This window comes from Caballeronia sp. NK8, assembly GCF_018408855.1.
GTDB lineage: Bacteria > Pseudomonadota > Gammaproteobacteria > Burkholderiales > Burkholderiaceae > Caballeronia.
Window position 1 is genome coordinate 23,252 of record NZ_AP024326.1, and the last position, 16,970, is coordinate 40,221.

The 16,970-nt window shown below is 61.1% G+C and carries 15 protein-coding genes and 7 pseudogenes; 8 read left to right on the forward strand and 14 right to left on the reverse strand.

Annotated elements, in window-relative coordinates:
* Positions 1-10: 10 nt before the first annotated feature.
* The 4 genes from NK8_RS32925 to NK8_RS32940 are packed head-to-tail and all read right to left on the reverse strand — an operon-like array spanning position 11 to position 3,457.
* Positions 11-745, reverse strand: coding sequence for a CoA-transferase subunit beta (locus NK8_RS32925; protein ID WP_187609088.1), 735 nt, complete (start codon positions 743-745; stop codon positions 11-13).
* Entirely contained in the window at positions 738-1,571 is an 834-nt protein-coding gene (locus tag NK8_RS32930; protein WP_213233669.1) for a CoA transferase subunit A, read from the reverse strand. The genes NK8_RS32925 and NK8_RS32930 overlap by 8 nt, the downstream gene beginning before the upstream one ends.
* A gap of 12 nt (positions 1,572-1,583) precedes the next feature.
* Positions 1,584-2,312, reverse strand: coding sequence for an enoyl-CoA hydratase/isomerase family protein (locus tag NK8_RS32935; RefSeq protein ID WP_213233670.1), 729 nt, complete (start codon positions 2,310-2,312; stop codon positions 1,584-1,586).
* Positions 2,309-3,457 carry a CaiB/BaiF CoA-transferase family protein gene (locus tag NK8_RS32940; protein WP_213233671.1) on the reverse strand — a complete coding sequence of 383 codons (1,149 nt, stop codon included), beginning with the start codon at positions 3,455-3,457 and terminating at the stop codon, positions 2,309-2,311. The genes NK8_RS32935 and NK8_RS32940 overlap by 4 nt, the downstream gene beginning before the upstream one ends.
* A 228-nt stretch (positions 3,458-3,685) precedes the next feature.
* Here NK8_RS32940 and NK8_RS32945 point away from each other — a divergent pair, with 228 nt between their 5' ends.
* Complete coding sequence (locus NK8_RS32945; protein ID WP_035498174.1) at positions 3,686-4,435, forward strand: IclR family transcriptional regulator; 750 nt, start codon at positions 3,686-3,688, stop codon at positions 4,433-4,435.
* A 75-nt stretch (positions 4,436-4,510) separates the two neighbouring features.
* Here the strand turns inward: NK8_RS32945 and NK8_RS32950 are convergent, their stop codons facing one another.
* From NK8_RS32950 to NK8_RS43030, 4 genes are read right to left on the reverse strand one after another with little or no spacing between them, the layout of a single operon-like run.
* Positions 4,511-5,038, reverse strand: a complete 528-nt coding sequence (locus NK8_RS32950; RefSeq protein WP_213233672.1) for an IclR family transcriptional regulator — start codon at positions 5,036-5,038, stop codon at positions 4,511-4,513.
* A 46-nt stretch (positions 5,039-5,084) separates the two neighbouring features.
* Positions 5,085-5,327, reverse strand: coding sequence for a helix-turn-helix domain-containing protein (locus tag NK8_RS32955; protein WP_213233673.1), 243 nt, complete (start codon positions 5,325-5,327; stop codon positions 5,085-5,087).
* A gap of 48 nt (positions 5,328-5,375) precedes the next feature.
* Complete coding sequence (locus tag NK8_RS32960) at positions 5,376-6,161, reverse strand: 3-keto-5-aminohexanoate cleavage protein (protein ID WP_213233674.1); 786 nt, start codon at positions 6,159-6,161, stop codon at positions 5,376-5,378.
* Between the two features lie 46 nt (positions 6,162-6,207).
* Positions 6,208-6,360, reverse strand: a complete 153-nt coding sequence (locus tag NK8_RS43030) for a hypothetical protein (protein WP_225936647.1) — start codon at positions 6,358-6,360, stop codon at positions 6,208-6,210.
* 26 nt (positions 6,361-6,386) lie between these two features.
* On the opposite strand from NK8_RS43030, the gene accB reads away from it, so the two are divergent.
* From accB to NK8_RS32975, 6 genes and pseudogenes are all read left to right on the forward strand, one after another.
* Entirely contained in the window at positions 6,387-6,797 is a 411-nt protein-coding gene (accB, locus tag NK8_RS32965) for an acetyl-CoA carboxylase biotin carboxyl carrier protein (RefSeq protein WP_225936620.1), read from the forward strand.
* A gap of 97 nt (positions 6,798-6,894) precedes the next feature.
* Positions 6,895-7,121 (forward strand): annotated as a pseudogene (locus NK8_RS43795) (biotin carboxylase N-terminal domain-containing protein); the annotation flags it as partial.
* Between the two features lie 92 nt (positions 7,122-7,213).
* Positions 7,214-7,503: pseudogene (locus NK8_RS43800) on the forward strand (acetyl-CoA carboxylase biotin carboxylase subunit); the annotation flags it as partial.
* Positions 7,504-7,528: 25 nt separating this feature from the next.
* Positions 7,529-7,744: pseudogene (locus NK8_RS43805) on the forward strand (hypothetical protein); the annotation flags it as partial.
* 155 nt (positions 7,745-7,899) lie between these two features.
* Positions 7,900-8,189 (forward strand): annotated as a pseudogene (locus NK8_RS43810) (hypothetical protein).
* Entirely contained in the window at positions 8,186-9,040 is an 855-nt protein-coding gene (locus tag NK8_RS32975; RefSeq protein ID WP_213233675.1) for a hypothetical protein, read from the forward strand. Before NK8_RS43810 ends, NK8_RS32975 begins: the two are co-directional and overlap by 4 nt.
* On the opposite strand, the gene NK8_RS32980 is transcribed toward NK8_RS32975, so the two are convergent.
* The 3 genes from NK8_RS32980 to NK8_RS32990 form a co-directional block, all read right to left on the reverse strand.
* Positions 8,970-10,355, reverse strand: a complete 1,386-nt coding sequence (locus NK8_RS32980; RefSeq protein WP_225936586.1) for a UbiD family decarboxylase — start codon at positions 10,353-10,355, stop codon at positions 8,970-8,972. The genes NK8_RS32975 and NK8_RS32980 overlap by 71 nt on opposite strands.
* On the reverse strand, positions 10,330-10,710 hold the full coding sequence (locus NK8_RS32985) for a hypothetical protein (protein ID WP_213233676.1): 381 nt from the start codon (positions 10,708-10,710) through the stop codon (positions 10,330-10,332). The genes NK8_RS32980 and NK8_RS32985 overlap by 26 nt, the downstream gene beginning before the upstream one ends.
* A 380-nt stretch (positions 10,711-11,090) precedes the next feature.
* Positions 11,091-12,386, reverse strand: coding sequence for an IS701 family transposase (locus NK8_RS32990; protein WP_213233677.1), 1,296 nt, complete (start codon positions 12,384-12,386; stop codon positions 11,091-11,093).
* 137 nt (positions 12,387-12,523) lie between these two features.
* Between NK8_RS32990 and NK8_RS33000 the strand changes: the two are divergent.
* Positions 12,524-13,482: pseudogene (locus NK8_RS33000) on the forward strand (IS3 family transposase); the annotation flags it as partial.
* A 617-nt stretch (positions 13,483-14,099) separates the two neighbouring features.
* On the opposite strand, the pseudogene NK8_RS33005 reads toward NK8_RS33000, so the two are convergent.
* The 3 genes and pseudogenes from NK8_RS33005 to NK8_RS33015 all read right to left on the reverse strand — a co-directional run bounded on the left by NK8_RS33005 (position 14,100) and on the right by NK8_RS33015 (position 16,916).
* A pseudogene (locus NK8_RS33005) lies at positions 14,100-15,266 on the reverse strand (IS91 family transposase).
* 19 nt (positions 15,267-15,285) lie between these two features.
* Positions 15,286-16,161, reverse strand: a pseudogene (locus NK8_RS33010) (tyrosine-type recombinase/integrase).
* 371 nt (positions 16,162-16,532) lie between these two features.
* Positions 16,533-16,916, reverse strand: a complete 384-nt coding sequence (locus tag NK8_RS33015) for a response regulator (RefSeq protein WP_213233679.1) — start codon at positions 16,914-16,916, stop codon at positions 16,533-16,535.
* Positions 16,917-16,970 lie beyond the last annotated feature (54 nt).

Sequence of the window (16,970 nt, forward strand, 5' to 3'; positions counted from 1 at the left end):
ATCGTTCTCGTTACCTGAGTCGAACGGCTGCATCGCGCTCGAATTGCCCGTGCGGGTCGAGTGATTCGAGCGCTTCTCGCTCGCGCGATGTCGGCGGCGCGGTGGGCTCGGCGTCGCTTGCATCGAACGTGAAACCTGTGCGTTCGCGGACTTCATCGAGACTCGATTCCGGATGCCACGATTGCAATGCAAGCTTGCCGTCGCGCTTGACGAATACGGCGATGGGCGTGACCACGCCATGCATACCGCCCCACGATGTCACGAAATCGAGCTTCGCGACAAGCGTGCGTTTCGAATGCTCGGTGCGCCACGTGCAGGCGCGTCTGGCCGTCGGCAGCATGACCGCGCCGCCGCCGCCGCCCGGCAGACGCACCTTCGGATGCGCCCATTCGCCGATGCACGAGTTGTTCGCGCAGCCCGCGCCATCGAGTTGCGCCGCGCCTAGGAACGTGAGATCCATGCGGCCGCGCGTGCAAAGATCGTAGAAATCCTCGTTGGCGAAGATCGATGCCGAGCCTTCCGCAAGCAATGGGTCGGAGCTCGAGATCGGAATGGAAGAGGGCGACGGATCGACGCCGCCGGCCACGTTGATATACACGAAGTCCCAGTCATAAGCGCGCTTTGCGAGCAGACATGCGAGCATCGGCGGCGTGGAGTTCACGCCGCTGAACGTGATCTCGTTCGGCCGGATGAAGCGCGCGAGATTCGTGACGATGTAGGAGAAGCCGCTCCATTGTTCAGCCATGTCGAGGAACCTCCGCTTCGGGCGCGGCATCGATATGGCGTGCGAGCGCTTCGGGGCCTTCTTGAAGATATGCATCTACCGCCGGATAGTCGATCGCATACGATGGCCAGCACGAGCCCGGCCATGCTCCGTTCTTCACGATCGCGTAGTTTTGCACCATGAAATAAGGGACGATCGTGAGTTCGGGCTGATCGGCGAAGCGCATATCGCTGAGTTCTTCGGCCACGACGAGCACGCTTTTGGCGGCGCGGCTCATGATTCGGTCCCAGTGATACGTGCCGGCCACGCGCACGTTGCCATCGCGATCCACGCTCGATGCATGAATCACGGCAAAGTCCGGCGAAAATGCGGGAATCACGTAGGTTTTCTGGCCGCTGCCATAGGGATCGTCGAGACATTTCCAGTCGTTGATCCGCACGAGATCGCTGCCGTGCAAGCCGCCGCACGGCATGAACGGCACGCCGAATGCCGCCGCGCGCAGTCCCGCGGTGAGGCTCGCGCATGCGTGTTCTTCGAGCTTCAGATGACCCTTCTCGACCGCGCGCCGATACCATGGCGCAAGCCCGAAATTGCCTTCCATCGCGACGATGCCGCAACGCGCGCGCGAGGCCACGCCCGCGCGGCACAGTATGTCGATGTCGTAACCCGGCGACTGCTTGATGATCTCGATGTCGCGCTTCTCTTGCCGGATCAGTTCGCGCACGAACGCGAACGGCCCGCGATGCAGAAAGCTGCCGCCCAGGCCCAATGACGCGCCATTGGGTACGAGCGCAACCAGTTCGGCGAGCGAGACCTGTTTGTCCTTGCTTGCGAATCCCGAACTCATACGAGAAGTCTCCTAAGATTTCTTCGACGACAGCAGATACGCTTCGATGCGCTTGTGAATACCCGGCGGGGACGCCGATCGAACGAGCGCGGCGAGGTCGGTATCGCCCTCTTCAGTGTCCAGCGCGCGTCGCAACATGGCGCGGCTCTCGGCGGGCAACGCGTGCGCGCGTTCCACCGCTTCGGCGACGACTTCCGCGTACTGCTCCGGACCCGCCACGCGTTCGATAAACCCGTTCGCGCAGGCACGTTCGACATCGAACGTGGCGGCTGTTTCGAGAATGCGCTGCGCCTCACGCGTGCCGACGATTCGCGCGAATCGCGCCGAACCCAGCACGAGTCCGAACTTCAGCCCCGGCATGCGAAACGTCGAACCGGGCGCGGCCACGCGCAGATTGCACGCCGCAATCAGATCGACACCCGCGCCGAAATTTCTGCCATGCGCGAGCGCCACGGTGAAGCACGACGCGCTCGCAATCTTGTTCAGCAACGTTTCGATGCGGATGAAACGCAGCACCAGATCGCCTTCGCTTTGCGCATGCACGTCGCTCATATCGAATCCCGCGCTGAAGCATCGGCCTTCGCCTTGCAGCGTGACGAGCGATATTTTTGCGGCATCGGCAGCGTCGAAAGCCTGAATCAGTTCTTCCACGATACTCGCGGATAACGCATTCAGCTTGTCCGGCCGATTGAGCGTGATCGACCAATGCGTCGGCATTTTCTCGACGATGATGCCGCTCATGCCTCGACCTCCGAGCGCTTCAGCAGCTCGGCGTTGTGTTCACCGAGTCCCGGCGGACGCAGGCGAATGTCAGGCGTTTTACCGGAGAATTTGACGGGCGATGCGAACGTCTTCGTCTGCACGCCGTTGGGCAATTCGAGCGGCTGCACCCATTCCATATGCTCGACTTGCGTGTCCTTCAACACTTGCGAATACGTGTTGATCGGCGCGCACGGCACGCCCGCCGCACGAAAGCGCTCGATCCAGTGTTCGGCGTCGTCAGCGGCGAAGATCGCCTCCAGCGTGTCGCGCAATTCGACCTGATGCTGCGCGCGCAGCGTGGTCGTCGCATAACGCGAGTCCGCCTTGAGATCGTCGCGTTGCACGACCTTGCACACCGACTCCCACAGCGCGTTATTGCCTGCAGCCATGCCGAAATACGTGTCGCGCGCCTTGAACGCCTGATAAGGCGCGTTACGCGGATGCGCCGAGCCGAGCTTCTGCGGATCTCGCCCCGTGCCGAAGTATTCGGACGTCTGCAATGCGGCGATGGCGAGGGTCGCGCCGAGCATCGGCACGTCGATATGCGTGCCTTCGCCCGTTGCCGCAACACCGCGCAGCGCCGATGTCACCGAGAACGCGGCATACAGGCCAGCGGAGAAATCCGCGAGCGGTACGCCGCACTTGACCGGCGCACCATCGGGTTCGCCCGTGATGCTCATGATGCCGCTCATCGCTTGCACGGTCAGATCGAAACCGCCTTCCTGCGAACGCGGCCCGGTCTGACCATACGCGGAGATCGAGCAATAGACGATGGATGGTTTCATCGCGCGAATGTCTTCGTAACCGAGCCCGAGGCGATGCATCACGCCGGGACGATTGTTCTCGATGACGACATCGGCTGTCTGAATCAACGACTTCGCCTGAAGGATGTCCTCGGGGTTTTTCAGATCGAGCGTGACCGAGCGTTTGTTGCGGTTGAGCGACGCGAAATTCTCGCTATAGCCATCGGAGATGGGCGGCCACGCACGCAACGTATCGCCGCCTTTCGGATGCTCGACCTTGATGACGTCCGCGCCCATGTCCGCGAGCAGCATTCCGCAATACGGCCCCGCCGCGACGTTGCAGAACTCGATGACCCTGATTCCTTGAAGTGGCTGATCCATGTGTTTTCCCTGGCGATCCCGTTGGCATGCGGCGGCGCTCGTGCGCGTCGATTCGATTGTGGCGCGATCCTCCGGGCGTGTAAACCAAAAAATGATATATGCATCCTATAAATTAGGATGACGTGCCAGAGGACCGTGAACACGCACCGGGCAGATTGCCGGATCGATACGCGGATCTTGCCGCTACGCGCGGTGTAGAATGAACTTTTAATCCTAAATCTTAGGACAATGGACAAGACGTTGCTGAAGGGCCTGATGCTGCTGGAAGCGCTCGCCGATCAGAATGGCAAGCCCGTCACGATCCCGGTGCTGGCCGAGCAGGTCGGGCTCACGAAGAGCAACACGCACCGCACGTTGCAAACGCTCGCGCACGCAGGCTATGCAACGCGCGATGAAACCACGGGCAACTATCGCAGCACATTCAAACTCTTCGAGCTGGGTGCGAAGCAGATGGCGCAGATCGACGTTCGGCAGTTCGCGGCCGTGCATATGCGTGCGCTGGTCGATCTCACGCAAGAGACGGTGCACCTGTCGATTCTGGATGGCGCCTCGGTCGTGTATGTCGACAAGATCGAGAGCGCGCAGCCCGTGCGCGCGTACTCCGTGCTCGGCGGCCATGCGCCTGCGTATTGCGTTGCGACGGGCAAGATTCTTCTCGCGCATCAGACGCAGGAATTCCTCGCGCGGCATCTGGTCGATCTCACCGCACACACGAAGGCCACCATCACGGATTTGCAGGCGCTCAAGGTCGAGCTCGCGCGCGCGGCGGCCAATGGCTATGCGATCAATCGCGGCGAATGGCGGGACAGCGTGGGCGGTGTCGCCGCGCCGATCTTCGATGCGTTCGGCCTTCCGGCTGCGGCCATCGGAATCTCGGGGCCGTTGGAGCGCCTGAGCGTCAAGCGCATGAAGGAATTCGCGCCGGCGGTTCAGGATGCGGCGCTGAACATCTCGCGGGCCATGGGATATCGCAAGTGAAGTGAGCGACGCCGGCGCCGGGGCATTTGCCCTGGCGCCGGATGTTCGCTGCGTTGGGCGGACGCGGACCTTTTCCTACAACAACTCGGCTGAATCGTTCTGCGTCACGTGGCTGGCTTGTTTGCTGAGCGGCGCCATTGCATCCGCGATGGCGCTGGCCGCTCTGCGCAAGTCGGGCAACAGCTTCAGGCAGGCCGCGATATCGAGCCGCGAGGTCGGTCCATGTAATGCGAGCGCGGCGTACACGCGCCCCGAGGTATCGGAAAGCGGCACGGCGATTGCCACCGAGTCATCGAACAGTTCGCTGTCGTGCAGGCCGACGCCCGTCTCGCGTGCGCGCGCCAGTTCTTCCTTCAACGGCTCCCACTCCGTGATCGTGCGCGACGTGAAGCGCTTGTACGGCGGCTTGCCGATCAGTGCCTCGATTTGCTTCTGCGTCATGTTCATCAGAAAGAGCTTGCCGCTCGCCGTGCAGTGCAGCGGCACGCGCGTACCCGGCTCCAGATGCAGACGCAAGGGCATCGGCGTTCCGACGCGATCGAGATAGAGCAGCTGATTGCCGTCGAGGATCGTCAGGTTGCAGGTTTCGCCCACTGCGTCCACGAGTTCCTGCAAGACCGTGTGAGGTTGCGAGCGCAAGGTGGAATGGCTAGCACGTCGAGCGCGAGCACGGGCGAGCGCCCACCGTGTACCGCTTGCCGAGCGGTTCGCGATAGACGAGATCGGCCTCGAAGAGCATTGACAGGATGCGGAACACCGTCGGCTTGGACAGCTTGCAGGCGTGGGTCACATCGTCGAGGGAAACGGGCGTGTTCGCATGCGCCACGTATTCGAGTACGGCAAACGCCCTCAACGCGGTCGATTCCGGCTTCCGTGGGTCAACGTTCAGCATTGCGCGTCGCAAGAATCCTCGAAGCGGCCATTGTACGTGAGCACCCCTTCACGCCGCCTGCGGCAGCTTCAGGATCGCGCGCGCTTGCTGGGGCGTCGCGGGTACGCGATCGAAGCGCTGGCAAGCGTCGACGATCTTGCCGACGAGTTCCGCGTTGCTCGACGCGAGCCGGGTCGCATCGATGCGCGTGTTGTCCTCGAGGCCGGTGCGGCAGTGACCGCCCGCCTCGAGACACCATTGGTTGACCTCCCATTGATGCCGCCCGATTCCGGCCGCGACCCACGTCGCCTGGGGCAGCACTTCGCGAAGCTCGGCACGCAGAAAATCGAACACGTTGCGTCGCGCGGGCAGCGCATTCGGCACGCCGAGCACGAACTGCACGTGCGCGTTCGGTGCGAGCAGGCCCGCCTTCACCAGGTTCGCGGCGTTATACAACATCGCGAGATCGAACACCTCGATTTCAGGCTTGATGCCGTGTTCGAGCATCGTTTTCGCGAGTCCTTCCACGAACTCCGGCGGGTTCTCATAAATGTTCTTCGGAAAGTTGACCGAACCGGTGGCGAGCGACGCCATGTCCGGCGTGAGCGGCAGCATCGCACCGCGGGCCGACTGCTCGCGGCCACGTCCGCCCGTCGAGAACTGCACGATCATGCCGGGGCAATGCTTGCGCACGCCTTCCTGCACGCGGCCGAAAAGCTCGGGATTGGAACTCGGGTTTTCGTCGGCGTCGCGCACATGAATATAAACGAGCGATGCACCTGCCTCGAACGCCTCGTGCGTCGATTTGATCTGCTGATCCGGCGTGACGGGAACGGCGGGATTGTCGCGTTTCACCCTGCGTTAGTGTGCGCAATCATGTCTCTCAACGGAATGCCACATTTCACTCAACGGAATTCGCACGCAGCGTGTGTGAACGTCGATCGAACGGCGAGGTGCCGCGCACATGGAAAGACAAGGAACCCTGACGTTTCAGGGTCTCGTGCAACTCGTCGAACTGATCAGAAGGCGTCGGAGAAATTTCAACGAGTTCCATCTGCGCACGGCGATGTCAAACTCGATCTGCGGCGCGATGAGGCGGTCAATCGCAGTGCGCCTGCCGTTCCTGCGGGAAAAAGCGCTGCTTCGCGGACGCCTGCGCCTGCTCCCGCATCACGGCCGCTTGAGCCTGCGGCGTCATCCGCGTCTGCCTCCGCTACCGAATGGCCGGCCGATTCCACCGTCGTCAAATCGCCGATGGTCGGCACTTTCTATCGTTCGCCCGAGCCGGGCGCCAAAGCCTTCGTCGAAGTCGCCGATGCCGTCGAGGCGGAATCCACCGTCTGCATCATCGAAGTCATGAAGCTGATGAACTCCATCGCGGCGGGCGCGGGCGGCGTGGTCACGCATGTATTGGTCGAGGACGGCGATCCGGTGGAGTACGGCCAGCCGCTCATCGTGATCGCGCCGAAAAGCGCGGGGGCCAGCGCATGAACGTGCCCGCGCTCCGATATCCGACGTGCTCGCTGAACCGAGCGCGCGCGCAAAGCGCTTCAGGCGTGTGGTGATCGCGAACCGCTGCGAGATCGCGGTGCGCATCATCCGCGCATGTCGCGACCTTGGCTCGAAACCGTGCAGGTCTATTCGGACGCCGATCGCGATTCGCTCGCCGTGCGCCTTGCGGACCGCGCGGTCTGCATCGGGCCTCCGCGCTCGAGCGAAAGCTATCCGAACGCGCGTTTCATCGTGTCGGCAGCGCTCGTGCATGGTGTGGACGCGGTTCATCCCGGCTATGGCTTTCTCTCCGAGAACGCCGGGTTCGCCGAGTTGTGCGAGAAGGAAGGCGTGGTGTTCATCGGACCGTCGGCGCGCGTGATCTCGCTATGGGAGACAAGGCGATGGCACGCCGCATGGCCGAGGAAGCCGGCGTGCCAAATACGCCCGGTTCGCGCGGCACGGTCGCGAGTCCGGCGCAGGCTCGCGAGATCGCACGGGAGATCGGCTATCCGGTTCTGCTCAAGGCGGCGGCAGGCGGCGGCGGGCGCGGCGGGCGCGGCATGCGCGTCGTGCACGATCCCGCCGATCTCGATACGCAATTCGGCGACGCCTCGCGCGAAGCGAAGGCCGCATTCGGCGACGGCTCGATCTACGTCGAAAATTTCTGACGCGTGTGCGTCACATCGAAATCCAGATTCTGTCGGACGGCGAAACCGTGCTGCATCTCGGTGAGCGCGACTGCTCCGCGCAGCGGCGCAATCAGAAGGTTGCTGGAGGAAAGTCCGTCGCCCGCGCTGACGGAAGACCTGTGCGCGCAGATCGGGGACGCGGCGGTGCGCTTGTGCCGGCACGCGATCGAATGCATCCTCGACGACGCTTCGGGCCGCTTCTACTTCATGGAGATGAACACGCGCGTGCAGGTCGAGCATCCGGTGACGGAATGCGTCACCGGCATCGATATCGTGAAGGAACAGATCCGCATCGCGCAGGGCGAGCCGCTGCGCATCGCTCAGGCGAACGTGCGCATTCATGGTCACGCGATCGAATGCCGCATCAACGCGAAGATGCCGCGCAGAACTTCGCGCCGTGTCCCGGGACCGTGCACGAGTTCCATGCGCCGGGCGGTCCGGGCGTGCGCGTCGATTCGCATCTGTTTTCCGGGTATCGCATTCCGCCGTATACGACTCGCTCGCTCGCGCGACGCGCCCCACACCACGAGTTTCGAAACGGGAAGCGATCGCGCGGATGCGGCGCGCGCTCGGCGAAATGCGCGTCGAAGGCGTCACGACAACGATCCCTTTTCACCTCTCGCTGCTCGACGATCCGCACTTCGCGCGCGGCGAGATTCATACGCGCTTCGTCGAAGAGCGGCTTCTGGAGACGAAATGACCGATCTGTCCATCATGCAACGCACGAGCGCGCCGCACGATCGCGGGACTCGCACGTTCGGTCTTGTCGATGTGACGCTGCGCGACGCGCATCAATGCCTGTGGTCCACACGCATGACGACCTCGACGATGACGCCGATTCTCGGCGCGATCGATCGCGTGGGCGATGCCTACGTCAACACACTCGGCGGCGCGGTCTTCGACGTTTGCGTGCGCTGCTTGCAGGAGAATCCGTGGCGGCGCGTCGGCCTTCTATGCGACAGGCTCGAAACGCCCTGCGACGGCCTCACGCGCGGCCAGAGCCTCTACACGTTCGAGCTCTTTCCCGACGATATCGTCGCGCTCAATTCGAGGGTGCTCGCCGGTCTCGGCTTGTCCGCGCTGACCGTCTACGACGCGCTCAACGACAACCGGAATATCGTTTCGTCGGTGCGCTCGGCGCACGAAGCCGGCATGAAGGTCAACGCCAATGCTGACCTACACGCTGAGCCCCCGTCCACACCGACGCGTATTACGTGGAGCGAGCAAAGGAACTGGTCGCACGGGACTTCTCAAGCCCGAGCGCGGGCGCACGCTGTTTCCGGCGCTCGTCGCGGCGGTCGGGGAGATTCCGCGCGCTCGGCAACCGCTTGGCCGAATACATGCAGCCGACACGGTTCGCGCCGTACAGGCACGCCACACCAGCAAAAGCGTGGCGGCCCAGCGCACGGCCAGGCGAAGGGCGCTCCTCGACCGCAAAGGAGGGATGTAAGTGCCGGCGAACTCGCCCATCGTGTACCCATTACGAGCTCAAATAGCTGGCGAGTGATTGACTGTCCTTCGCTAGTCGGTCATAGACGTTGCCCAAGCTAGGCGGGATGCGAGACACATAAAATCGTTCGTCATCGCCCAGATATTTGGTCGCGTCCAGGCCCATCTTGTCATTCAATCCGCGCTTGTCTCCCGAAGGATCGAGCTTGGAGCCCAGACCGTGCTGGATGATGACCAGATCGCGAGAAGCCTGAAAACGGGTTGCTATTGCCCATTCGATTTGCTCGCTGTCGTTGATATCGATGTCTTCATCGACGACGGTCACCATTTTGATGTCGTAATGGCAGCCAAATGCACAGGCGATAACGTTTTTTGCTTCGCCATACTGCTTCTTTATTATTTTCACGATCAAATGAAAACGTCCGAGCCCTCCCGCCGTGAGGCGAACATCCATCACATTAGGAAAATTGAGCTGCATTCGCTCCAAAATCGACGACTCTCGGGGGATTCCGCCGATAATGACGTTCTCGATCCCGGAGGGATTGTTGACGCGATAAATCGGATTGCGGCGGTGGGTGATGCAGGTAATCCTGATGTAGGGAAGCAGGTCCTGACCGGTGTAGTATTTTGGAAATTCTCCAAATGGGCCTTCCAACACGCGTTTATGTGGAACGATGAACCCCTCGATCGCTATCTCGGCGTCCGCAGGAATATGGACATCGTTGGTGTATGATTTTACGACATCGATCGGACGCTGCTTGAGTGCGCCTGCAATGGTCAGTTCGCATACGTCGCGCGGCGCAATGGCCTGCGAAGCCAATTCGACCACCGGATCGTGGCCGATGGTGATGGTAACCGGCAATTCCTTATCCAGCTTTTCCGCGGCCTGGTAATAAGCGAACAGATCGCGCGGGAGCATCAGGATGCTCAGCCTGTCAGGCCCTTGCACTTGAAGACGGTTTATCGAGAGGTTTTGCTTGCCCGTTTCCAGATTCAGTCCATGCACGAGGCCGCTGGTGATGTAAGGGCCACCATCGCGTTCGTGGCAGGTAATGATGGGCAGGATCCTTTTTAAATCGATATCCTTGTCGTGTGTTACTTCGTGGACAGCAGCCGAATCCTGCTCGACCACATTCCACTCCAGTGGGGCTTTCAATGCCTTCTGAAAGGCGGGCAGGATCTGATCGATGGGAAGCTCGAGCAAATCAGCCACCCATTGCCGCTGCCCAAGCAATCCTCCGGCAATCGGTACCTCATGTCCTCCGGGTCGCGAAAAAAAGCAGGCCTGCTTCCCTTCGAAATGCTCGATATATCTAAGAACATTATATTCGAGCGCGATATTGTCTTCGAGGCAGATCAAACGCTTGGTGCGGTCGAGGAATTCCAGCCAGTCACGAAGATTGTTTATTTTGCTCATTCTGAATTCCATTGAGTGAGTTGACATTCAGGCAATCCAGGAAATGATCTGAATTTATGTCTTTTCCTCTTGGCTCTTTCGGATGGCTGGGTGCATCCGAGCGCGCGCGTATATCAATGCCCAGAAAAACGCCATAACCGGCCGTATATGAAATCTCCAGAAGAGAAGAATCGGATATATCCAAGCCCCTTGCTTTTAGACACGCCAGGGGTTCGCCCAGTAACTGCTGGCGAAAGGCTCCATCCTGGTTCGCCTCTTCGACGATGGCTGCAATCTTTTCGGTCAATCCGTCCATGAGTGTTCGATCCTTGGTTGAATCCAGAGGTTTTTGTCCACGCAGCGCGCCGACGCTCATCCCGATAGCCTTTGAACCATAGACGGCGTGCCTTTAGTATTCAAGGGACCGACTAACTTCGTCACCTGCGTTTGGATCGCTGGTGACTCGACTGTCGGCTGAGGGTCGGGATGCGTGAGATTGACCCGCCAAAACGGACACCTATCCTTTTGAAAAGGGGGTGTCAAAATGGGCAAGCATCGAGCACCGTACCCGGCGGAGTTCCGGGCTCACATAGTCGAGCTGGTGAAGGCGGGGCGAACACCCGAGGAGCTTGCGCGAGAGTTCGAGCCTAGTCTTACTGTGTCATTAAATATGTCGAGGCAGAACTGCAGAATGGGCATCGCTGGAGCCGCTTAGCGACGTGCGCAGCGATGCACCAGCGCAGCGTGGCGATCGAGTCAGCCACGTGGCGCTGCGCGCGCTGGGGAGCCGCGTGGCACGTAGTCCGAGGGTAAGCCAGACGTGTCGCGGATCGCAGCGTTTTTTTTACTACCTCCCTGAATGAGGCGCTGAGCAACGAGGAAGCCGTAAGCGGCAATGCATAGCGATGCATGGTGATGAAACCCGCGCCAGCCGCGCCCTTCAAAGTGCCCGAGGCCAAATTCCTGCTTCAGGTCCTGGTAATCACGCTCGATGCGCCAACGCATTTTTGCAACCTGAACGAGGCGGTCCACAGGCGTGCCTGCGGCCAACGTCGAGAGCCAGTATTTGATTGGCTCGGGCTCGCCATCGGGCCATTCAACCAGCAGCCATTCCTCGTCGCGCGGCGTGGGCCGCCAGTAATCGCGGTGTGAGGCGCGCACCCGCACCGCTGCGAATCGCGAACTGAGCGTAGCGCGCGTGCCTTCACGCCACGAAACCGTACGATAGCGGGAAGCGTCAAGCCCGACGGCCAACTCCTTGACCGATGCCGGTTCATGCCGCGGTACACGGCGCTGCAGACTTCTCGGTCGGCCAGGCTTGCCGCTGGATGGCTCGGCAGGCAGCGGCGCAGTGCCTGGCGCCCATACACGGGTGCTCGATTGGATACCCACCGCATATTGCAAGCCGATTTCGCTGAGGGCATCGCGAAACGCAGTGTCGTTTCCGTATCCTGCATCGGCCAGTACGACACCGTCCGGTGCACCGCTTTGCCGGGCCTCGCGCAACTGCGCGAGTGCGATCTGCGGCTTGGTCGCAAACCCGATCTCATCGGGCACGCCAGCCTGCGCCCGCCGTGGCGGATCGTCGGCCCATTCCTGTGGCAGATAAAGCTGATAAGCCACCGGCAGGCTTGCCTCTTCGGTGGCCACCGACAGGCTCACGGCCACCTGGCAGTTATCCTGTTTGCCCAGTTGCCCACAATATTGCCGCGCCACCCCAACCGAATGCTTCCCCTTCTTCGGGGAGCCCGTGTCGTCAATGATCCAGTAAAGGCCCTTTGTCGGATCCATGTGCGGCAGCACCCAGCGACGCACTTGTTCGAGTAACGCGGCGTCAGACCATTCCGACTTCGACACGAAGTGATGAAGTGATTGGTGCCGCGCACTCACGCGCTGAGGTTCCAGATGTGCTGCCAGCGTCTCCACGCTCTTGCGCCGGATCGGCAGCATCAAGCCTTGGCAATAGCCAATCAACCCGGAGTGGCGATCGCTATGCCCGACTGCCTCACATAGATGTTCCAGATACTCGTCGAACGACGTCTCCCAGTCCATCACTTCCTCATGCAAAGGATGAAGAAGCTTCCATAATGCCATGCGTTTTATGACACAGTAAGACTAGTGTGCAGACGATAATCAACTGGGTGGCGCAGGCGGATATTGACGCCGGCGTGCGTCAGGAGGGGTTGACCACGGCTGAGCGCCAAGAGCTCACCCGTTTGCGCCGCGAGAATCGGCAATTAAAGACGGAGCGCGACATTCTCTCTTACGCCGCGGCCTGGTTCGCCCGCGAGACAGGAGCCGTGTCCTCGAAGGATACGGATTCATGAGAGCAAACCAGGCCCGTTGGCCCATTGCCACGATGGCGCGGCTGCTGGGAGTCTCGACCAACGGTTACTACGCGTGGCTGGTGAGGGAGCCATCAAGGCGGTCACGTAGCGATGCTCAGCTACTGACGCGCATTCGTACGCTGCATGCGAGTTCGCGAGGTACGTACGGAGTGCCGCGCATCCATGCGCAACTTGCGCGCGAGGGGGTGCACGTGGGACGCAAACGAGTCGCGCGCCTGATGCGCATCGCGGACCTACGGGGAGCAAGTCGACGGCGCTGGCCGCGTACAACGCGCCAGCGTGCGGGGGCACGGCGTGCGCCGGACCTCGTGCGCCGGCACTTCAATGCTGAAGGGCCCAACATACTGTGGGTCGCAGATGCCACCTACATTCCGACGACAGAAGGCTTTCTCTATCTGGCTGTGGTGCTTGATGTCTTCAGCCGGCGCATCGTCGGCTGGGCGATGTCGAGCCACTTGTACACCGAACTGATGTTGCGCGCGCTCGACATGGCCCTCCAGCAGCGACGTCATGAGGGCGTGATTTTACATTCCGACCAGGGAGCCCAATACACATCCATTGCCTTTGGGCGACGCTGCCGCGAAGCCGGCGTGCAGCCCTCGATGGGTACAGCCGGCGACGCGTACGACAATGCGATGTGCGAATCCTTCTTTGGGACACTCGAAGCAGAACTCCTGTCGCGCGAACACTTCGCGACCCATGAACAAACCCGCAGGCGCATCTTCTCTTTCTTGGAAGGCTGGTACAACGTACGCCGCCTGCATAGCAGCATCGGCTATTGTTCGCCGCTCGAATTCGAAAACCTGAGCGCCAAGAGAAAAACCGTATCACCCTGCGGGTTGCCCACCGACGGGCAGCGTCGTGGTCGTGAGAAGCGACCCGCTGCCCGTCCGTGGACAACCCGCGACTCAACGCTTAACGGAGGCCGGACGACGACAAATCTTTAACTGCAAATCTGTCCGTTGGAGCGGGTCAATCTCAGCGGCAGTCGGCTCTCCGAAATCATCGCCGGAAAGCGGCCATTGGTCTTTAGCTGCCTGAAAGCAGCCAGTCGCGAACGCGCACTCCCGTTTGGGTTTGTTCGACGCCTGCCTCCGACCATAGACTCGTGAGCGAACGACGACGCGTGCGGGCAGGCGTTGAATAAACCTCGAGGAAGGAAACCGCGGGCTGGTCCGATGTGGCCAGCGTCTTCGCTATGGCGATTGATCGGTGTGACTGGTCTGTGTGGCGGGTCGACGGCGGTCAATGCGGACGTCCGAAGAGGCGTGGCCGCGGCAATGGAGACAATGTCGCGTGCGATTCTGAGTTGGGACGACGGCCGTGGAACAGTGAACGACACTGAAGGCACAACAGTCCCCTTGTCGGTCGCGCTGACGCAAAGCCGACGGTTGAAGTGCAGATCGAAGCGAGGTGCTCATCGCTGTGCTGCCTTTGGTGGTGCGCGAATCGGTACGGTGCGCGTCAGAATATCGATGACGAGCATTGGCGCACCGCAGTGGCGACAGATAAAGATCGGTTGATCGACCACGACTGCGTCGTGCGACGACGGGCAGAGTTTGCGCGCAACCCTGAGCAGCGTGCGAATCTTCACCAGGTTGGCGCGGCGCACCGGATTGGCGAGTAACCCATAGTGGCGGATTCGATGGAAGCCGGCGGGCAACACATGGAGCAGGAAGCGGCGCATGAACTCGCTGGATTCGAGCGTCATGGCTTTATAGCGAGTACGACCCTTCTGTCGGTAATCTTTCCAACGGAAGCTCACGCGCTGTCCGTCGAAGGCGAGCAGGCGCTGGTTGGAGATCGCGACGCGATGTGTATAGCGTGAGAGGTACGCGAGCACCGCTTCAGGGCCCGCAAACGGACGCTTGGCGTACACGAACTATTCGGAGGCGCGCAGCGGCGCGAGCCACTGTGCGAAAGCCGCTCGGTCAGCGAGCTGCGCGTACTCGCCAAAGAACTGAAGCCGTCCACGCTTATGAGCATCAGTGAGCGCGTCGAGGAAGCGCCTGCGAAACAGGCGCGAGAGCACACGCACGGGCAAGAAGAAGCCAGGCCGACAGGCGATCCAGCGTTCGCCATTGGCTGACAGGCCGCCGCCAGGGACAATGCCGTGCACATGCGGATGATGCGTGAGCGCTGAGCCCCATGTGTGCAGCACGAGCGTGGCGCCAATGTCGGCGCCCAGATGCTTAGGGTCCGCCGCGATGGTGCGTAGCGTCTCGGCCGCGATGTCGAACAGCAGCCCGTAGATGACGCGCTTGTTATACCAGGCGATCGCACTGATCGGTGCGGGAAGCGTGAAGACGACGTGATAGTACTCGACCGGCAGCAGATCAGCCTCGCGCGCTTCGAGCCAGCGGCGTGCGGCACTGCCCTGACACTTCGGGCAATGGCGATTCCGACATGAGTTATAGGCGATCTCGGTTCGTGCACAGCCCGAACAGCGCAACACATGTCCACCCAGCGCCGCGCTGCGGCACTGTTCAATAGCCGACATCACCTTCAGCTGCCCGAGGCTCAGTGCTACCGTGCGTCGCCACGTGGCCCCGCAGGCGCGGAAGATGTCCGCGACCTCCAACATCGGTCTGAACGCGCGTCCGTTACTCGGTACGCAGGCGCTCCAACGGACTGACGACTTCGTGCAGCAAATCGGTGGCGACCTGTGCGTAGAGCGCTGTCGTCTCAAGCTTCTTGTGGCCAAGCAGCACTTGAATCACACGGATATCCACCTTCTGTTCAAGCAGGTGCGTGGCAAAACTGTGGCGCAGCGTATGCATCGATACGCGCTTGTCGATTTGTGCGGCTTCGGCCGCAGCGCGAATCGCGCGATTCAGTTGCCGCGGAGTCAGCGGGTCGACAGGATCGAGCCCCGGGAATAACCAGCCGCCATCCGGCATCTTGCCCTGCGAGCGGGCCACGCGCCACCAGACCCGCAAGCGCTCGAGCAACACCGGTGAGAGCATCGCGTAGCGATCCTTACGGCCCTTGCCCTGTTCGACGCGCAGCGTCATGCGCTGGCTATCGATATCGCCCACCTTGAGCGCGACCACTTCGCCGGCACGCAACCCAGTGCCGTAAGCCAGCGACAACGCCGTCTGCTGCTTTAAATTACCTGTTGCCGCAATCAGTCGCCGGACCTCGTCGGGGCTGAGGATAACCGGCAGTACGCGCGGCACGCGCACCGGCTGCATTCGAGCCATCAGTTCTGGTTTCTGAAGCGTGATCTCGAAGAAAAACTTCAACCCGGTGATCGCGGCATTCAGGGAAACGGGCGAGGTTCCGCGATCGACCAAGTACAACTGGTAGTTTCGCAGGTCTTCGACAGTCGCCGTGTCGGGCGAGCGCTAAAGGTATCGAGCAAATTCACGCACAATGCGCAGATAGCCGGCTTGAGTCGCGGGAGAAAGCTTGCGCATGCGCATGTCGTCTTTCATACGCTGACGCAGCGGGCTGACGCCCGGTTGAGTGGAGGTCATGATGCGGCTCCGTTGAGGAACGAGGCGGATTGCCCCGATCATCAACATACGGAATCGCGCCGCTCCCCTCTCAAGGCCCGCCAAGTCGGGCCGTAGCCCCCTACCGCGCGAGCGGTTTCGTTCTTCGACCCTCAGCGGACTTCCGGCAGCTCGAGGCGTCAATGGCTCTTCACGAAAGGCAGCGGGCGTTCAACGGACGATATTCGCCGAAGAAGGCCGCCAAATCGTCTGCATCGGTTTGCGTACAATTTCATTTGTGAGGAGGGAAGACACCGAGTACAAACGCGGCATGTCTTAAGCACTAGCACTGAACGCTAGACTCGGACAGCTTATGGGGCCTCCGACGAAACGGCGCTCGTGCGTTCGTGACGTTACGGCGTATGCGAGTGGTGAGCGATCGCTGCGAGAACTACACGCAGGTCCGCAGGCTTTACAAAATGGTGGTCAAATCCGGACTTGATTGACTCGGCTTGCTCAGAGGGCGATGACAGCGCACTAATCGCCACCAGCACGGGAAACGGGTCGGATTGTTGATGTCGAATTTCCCTTGCCACCGCCCACCCGTCCATAGAGGGCATCTGAATATCGAGAACCACAACGGCCGGGAGCCATGCACGGTATTCCTCAAGCGCACCCGCACCATCTCCAGCGGTGCGAATGTCGTAACCGTGACTGGCGAAGAACAACACGTAGGCAGTCAATATATTAGGGTCATCGTCTGCAAGGAGCAGGCGCGTGGAGATTGGGTAGCGCATGGATGTCTCCGATTGCGATGCGAGCCGCAATTGACGAGCCCGAAAAGGCGCAAA

Bases quoted from the DNA above. Each gene is read 5' to 3' on its own strand.
- NK8_RS32925 (WP_187609088.1), bottom strand. From the start codon at position 745: ATGGCTGAACAATGGAGCGGCTTCTCCTACATCGTCACGAATCTCGCG.
- NK8_RS32930 (WP_213233669.1), bottom strand. From the start codon at position 1,571: ATGAGTTCGGGATTCGCAAGCAAGGACAAACAGGTCTCGCTCGCCGAA.
- NK8_RS32935 (WP_213233670.1), bottom strand. From the start codon at position 2,312: ATGAGCGGCATCATCGTCGAGAAAATGCCGACGCATTGGTCGATCACG.
- NK8_RS32940 (WP_213233671.1), bottom strand. From the start codon at position 3,457: ATGGATCAGCCACTTCAAGGAATCAGGGTCATCGAGTTCTGCAACGTC.
- NK8_RS32945 (WP_035498174.1), top strand. From the start codon at position 3,686: ATGGACAAGACGTTGCTGAAGGGCCTGATGCTGCTGGAAGCGCTCGCC.
- NK8_RS32955 (WP_213233673.1), bottom strand. From the start codon at position 5,327: ATGCTGAACGTTGACCCACGGAAGCCGGAATCGACCGCGTTGAGGGCG.
- NK8_RS43030 (WP_225936647.1), bottom strand. From the start codon at position 6,360: ATGGAACTCGTTGAAATTTCTCCGACGCCTTCTGATCAGTTCGACGAG.
- NK8_RS32975 (WP_213233675.1), top strand. From the start codon at position 8,186: ATGACCGATCTGTCCATCATGCAACGCACGAGCGCGCCGCACGATCGC.
- NK8_RS32980 (WP_225936586.1), bottom strand. From the start codon at position 10,355: ATGAGCAAAATAAACAATCTTCGTGACTGGCTGGAATTCCTCGACCGC.
- NK8_RS32985 (WP_213233676.1), bottom strand. From the start codon at position 10,710: ATGAGCGTCGGCGCGCTGCGTGGACAAAAACCTCTGGATTCAACCAAG.
- NK8_RS32990 (WP_213233677.1), bottom strand. From the start codon at position 12,386: ATGGACTGGGAGACGTCGTTCGACGAGTATCTGGAACATCTATGTGAG.
- NK8_RS33015 (WP_213233679.1), bottom strand. From the start codon at position 16,916: ATGCGCTACCCAATCTCCACGCGCCTGCTCCTTGCAGACGATGACCCT.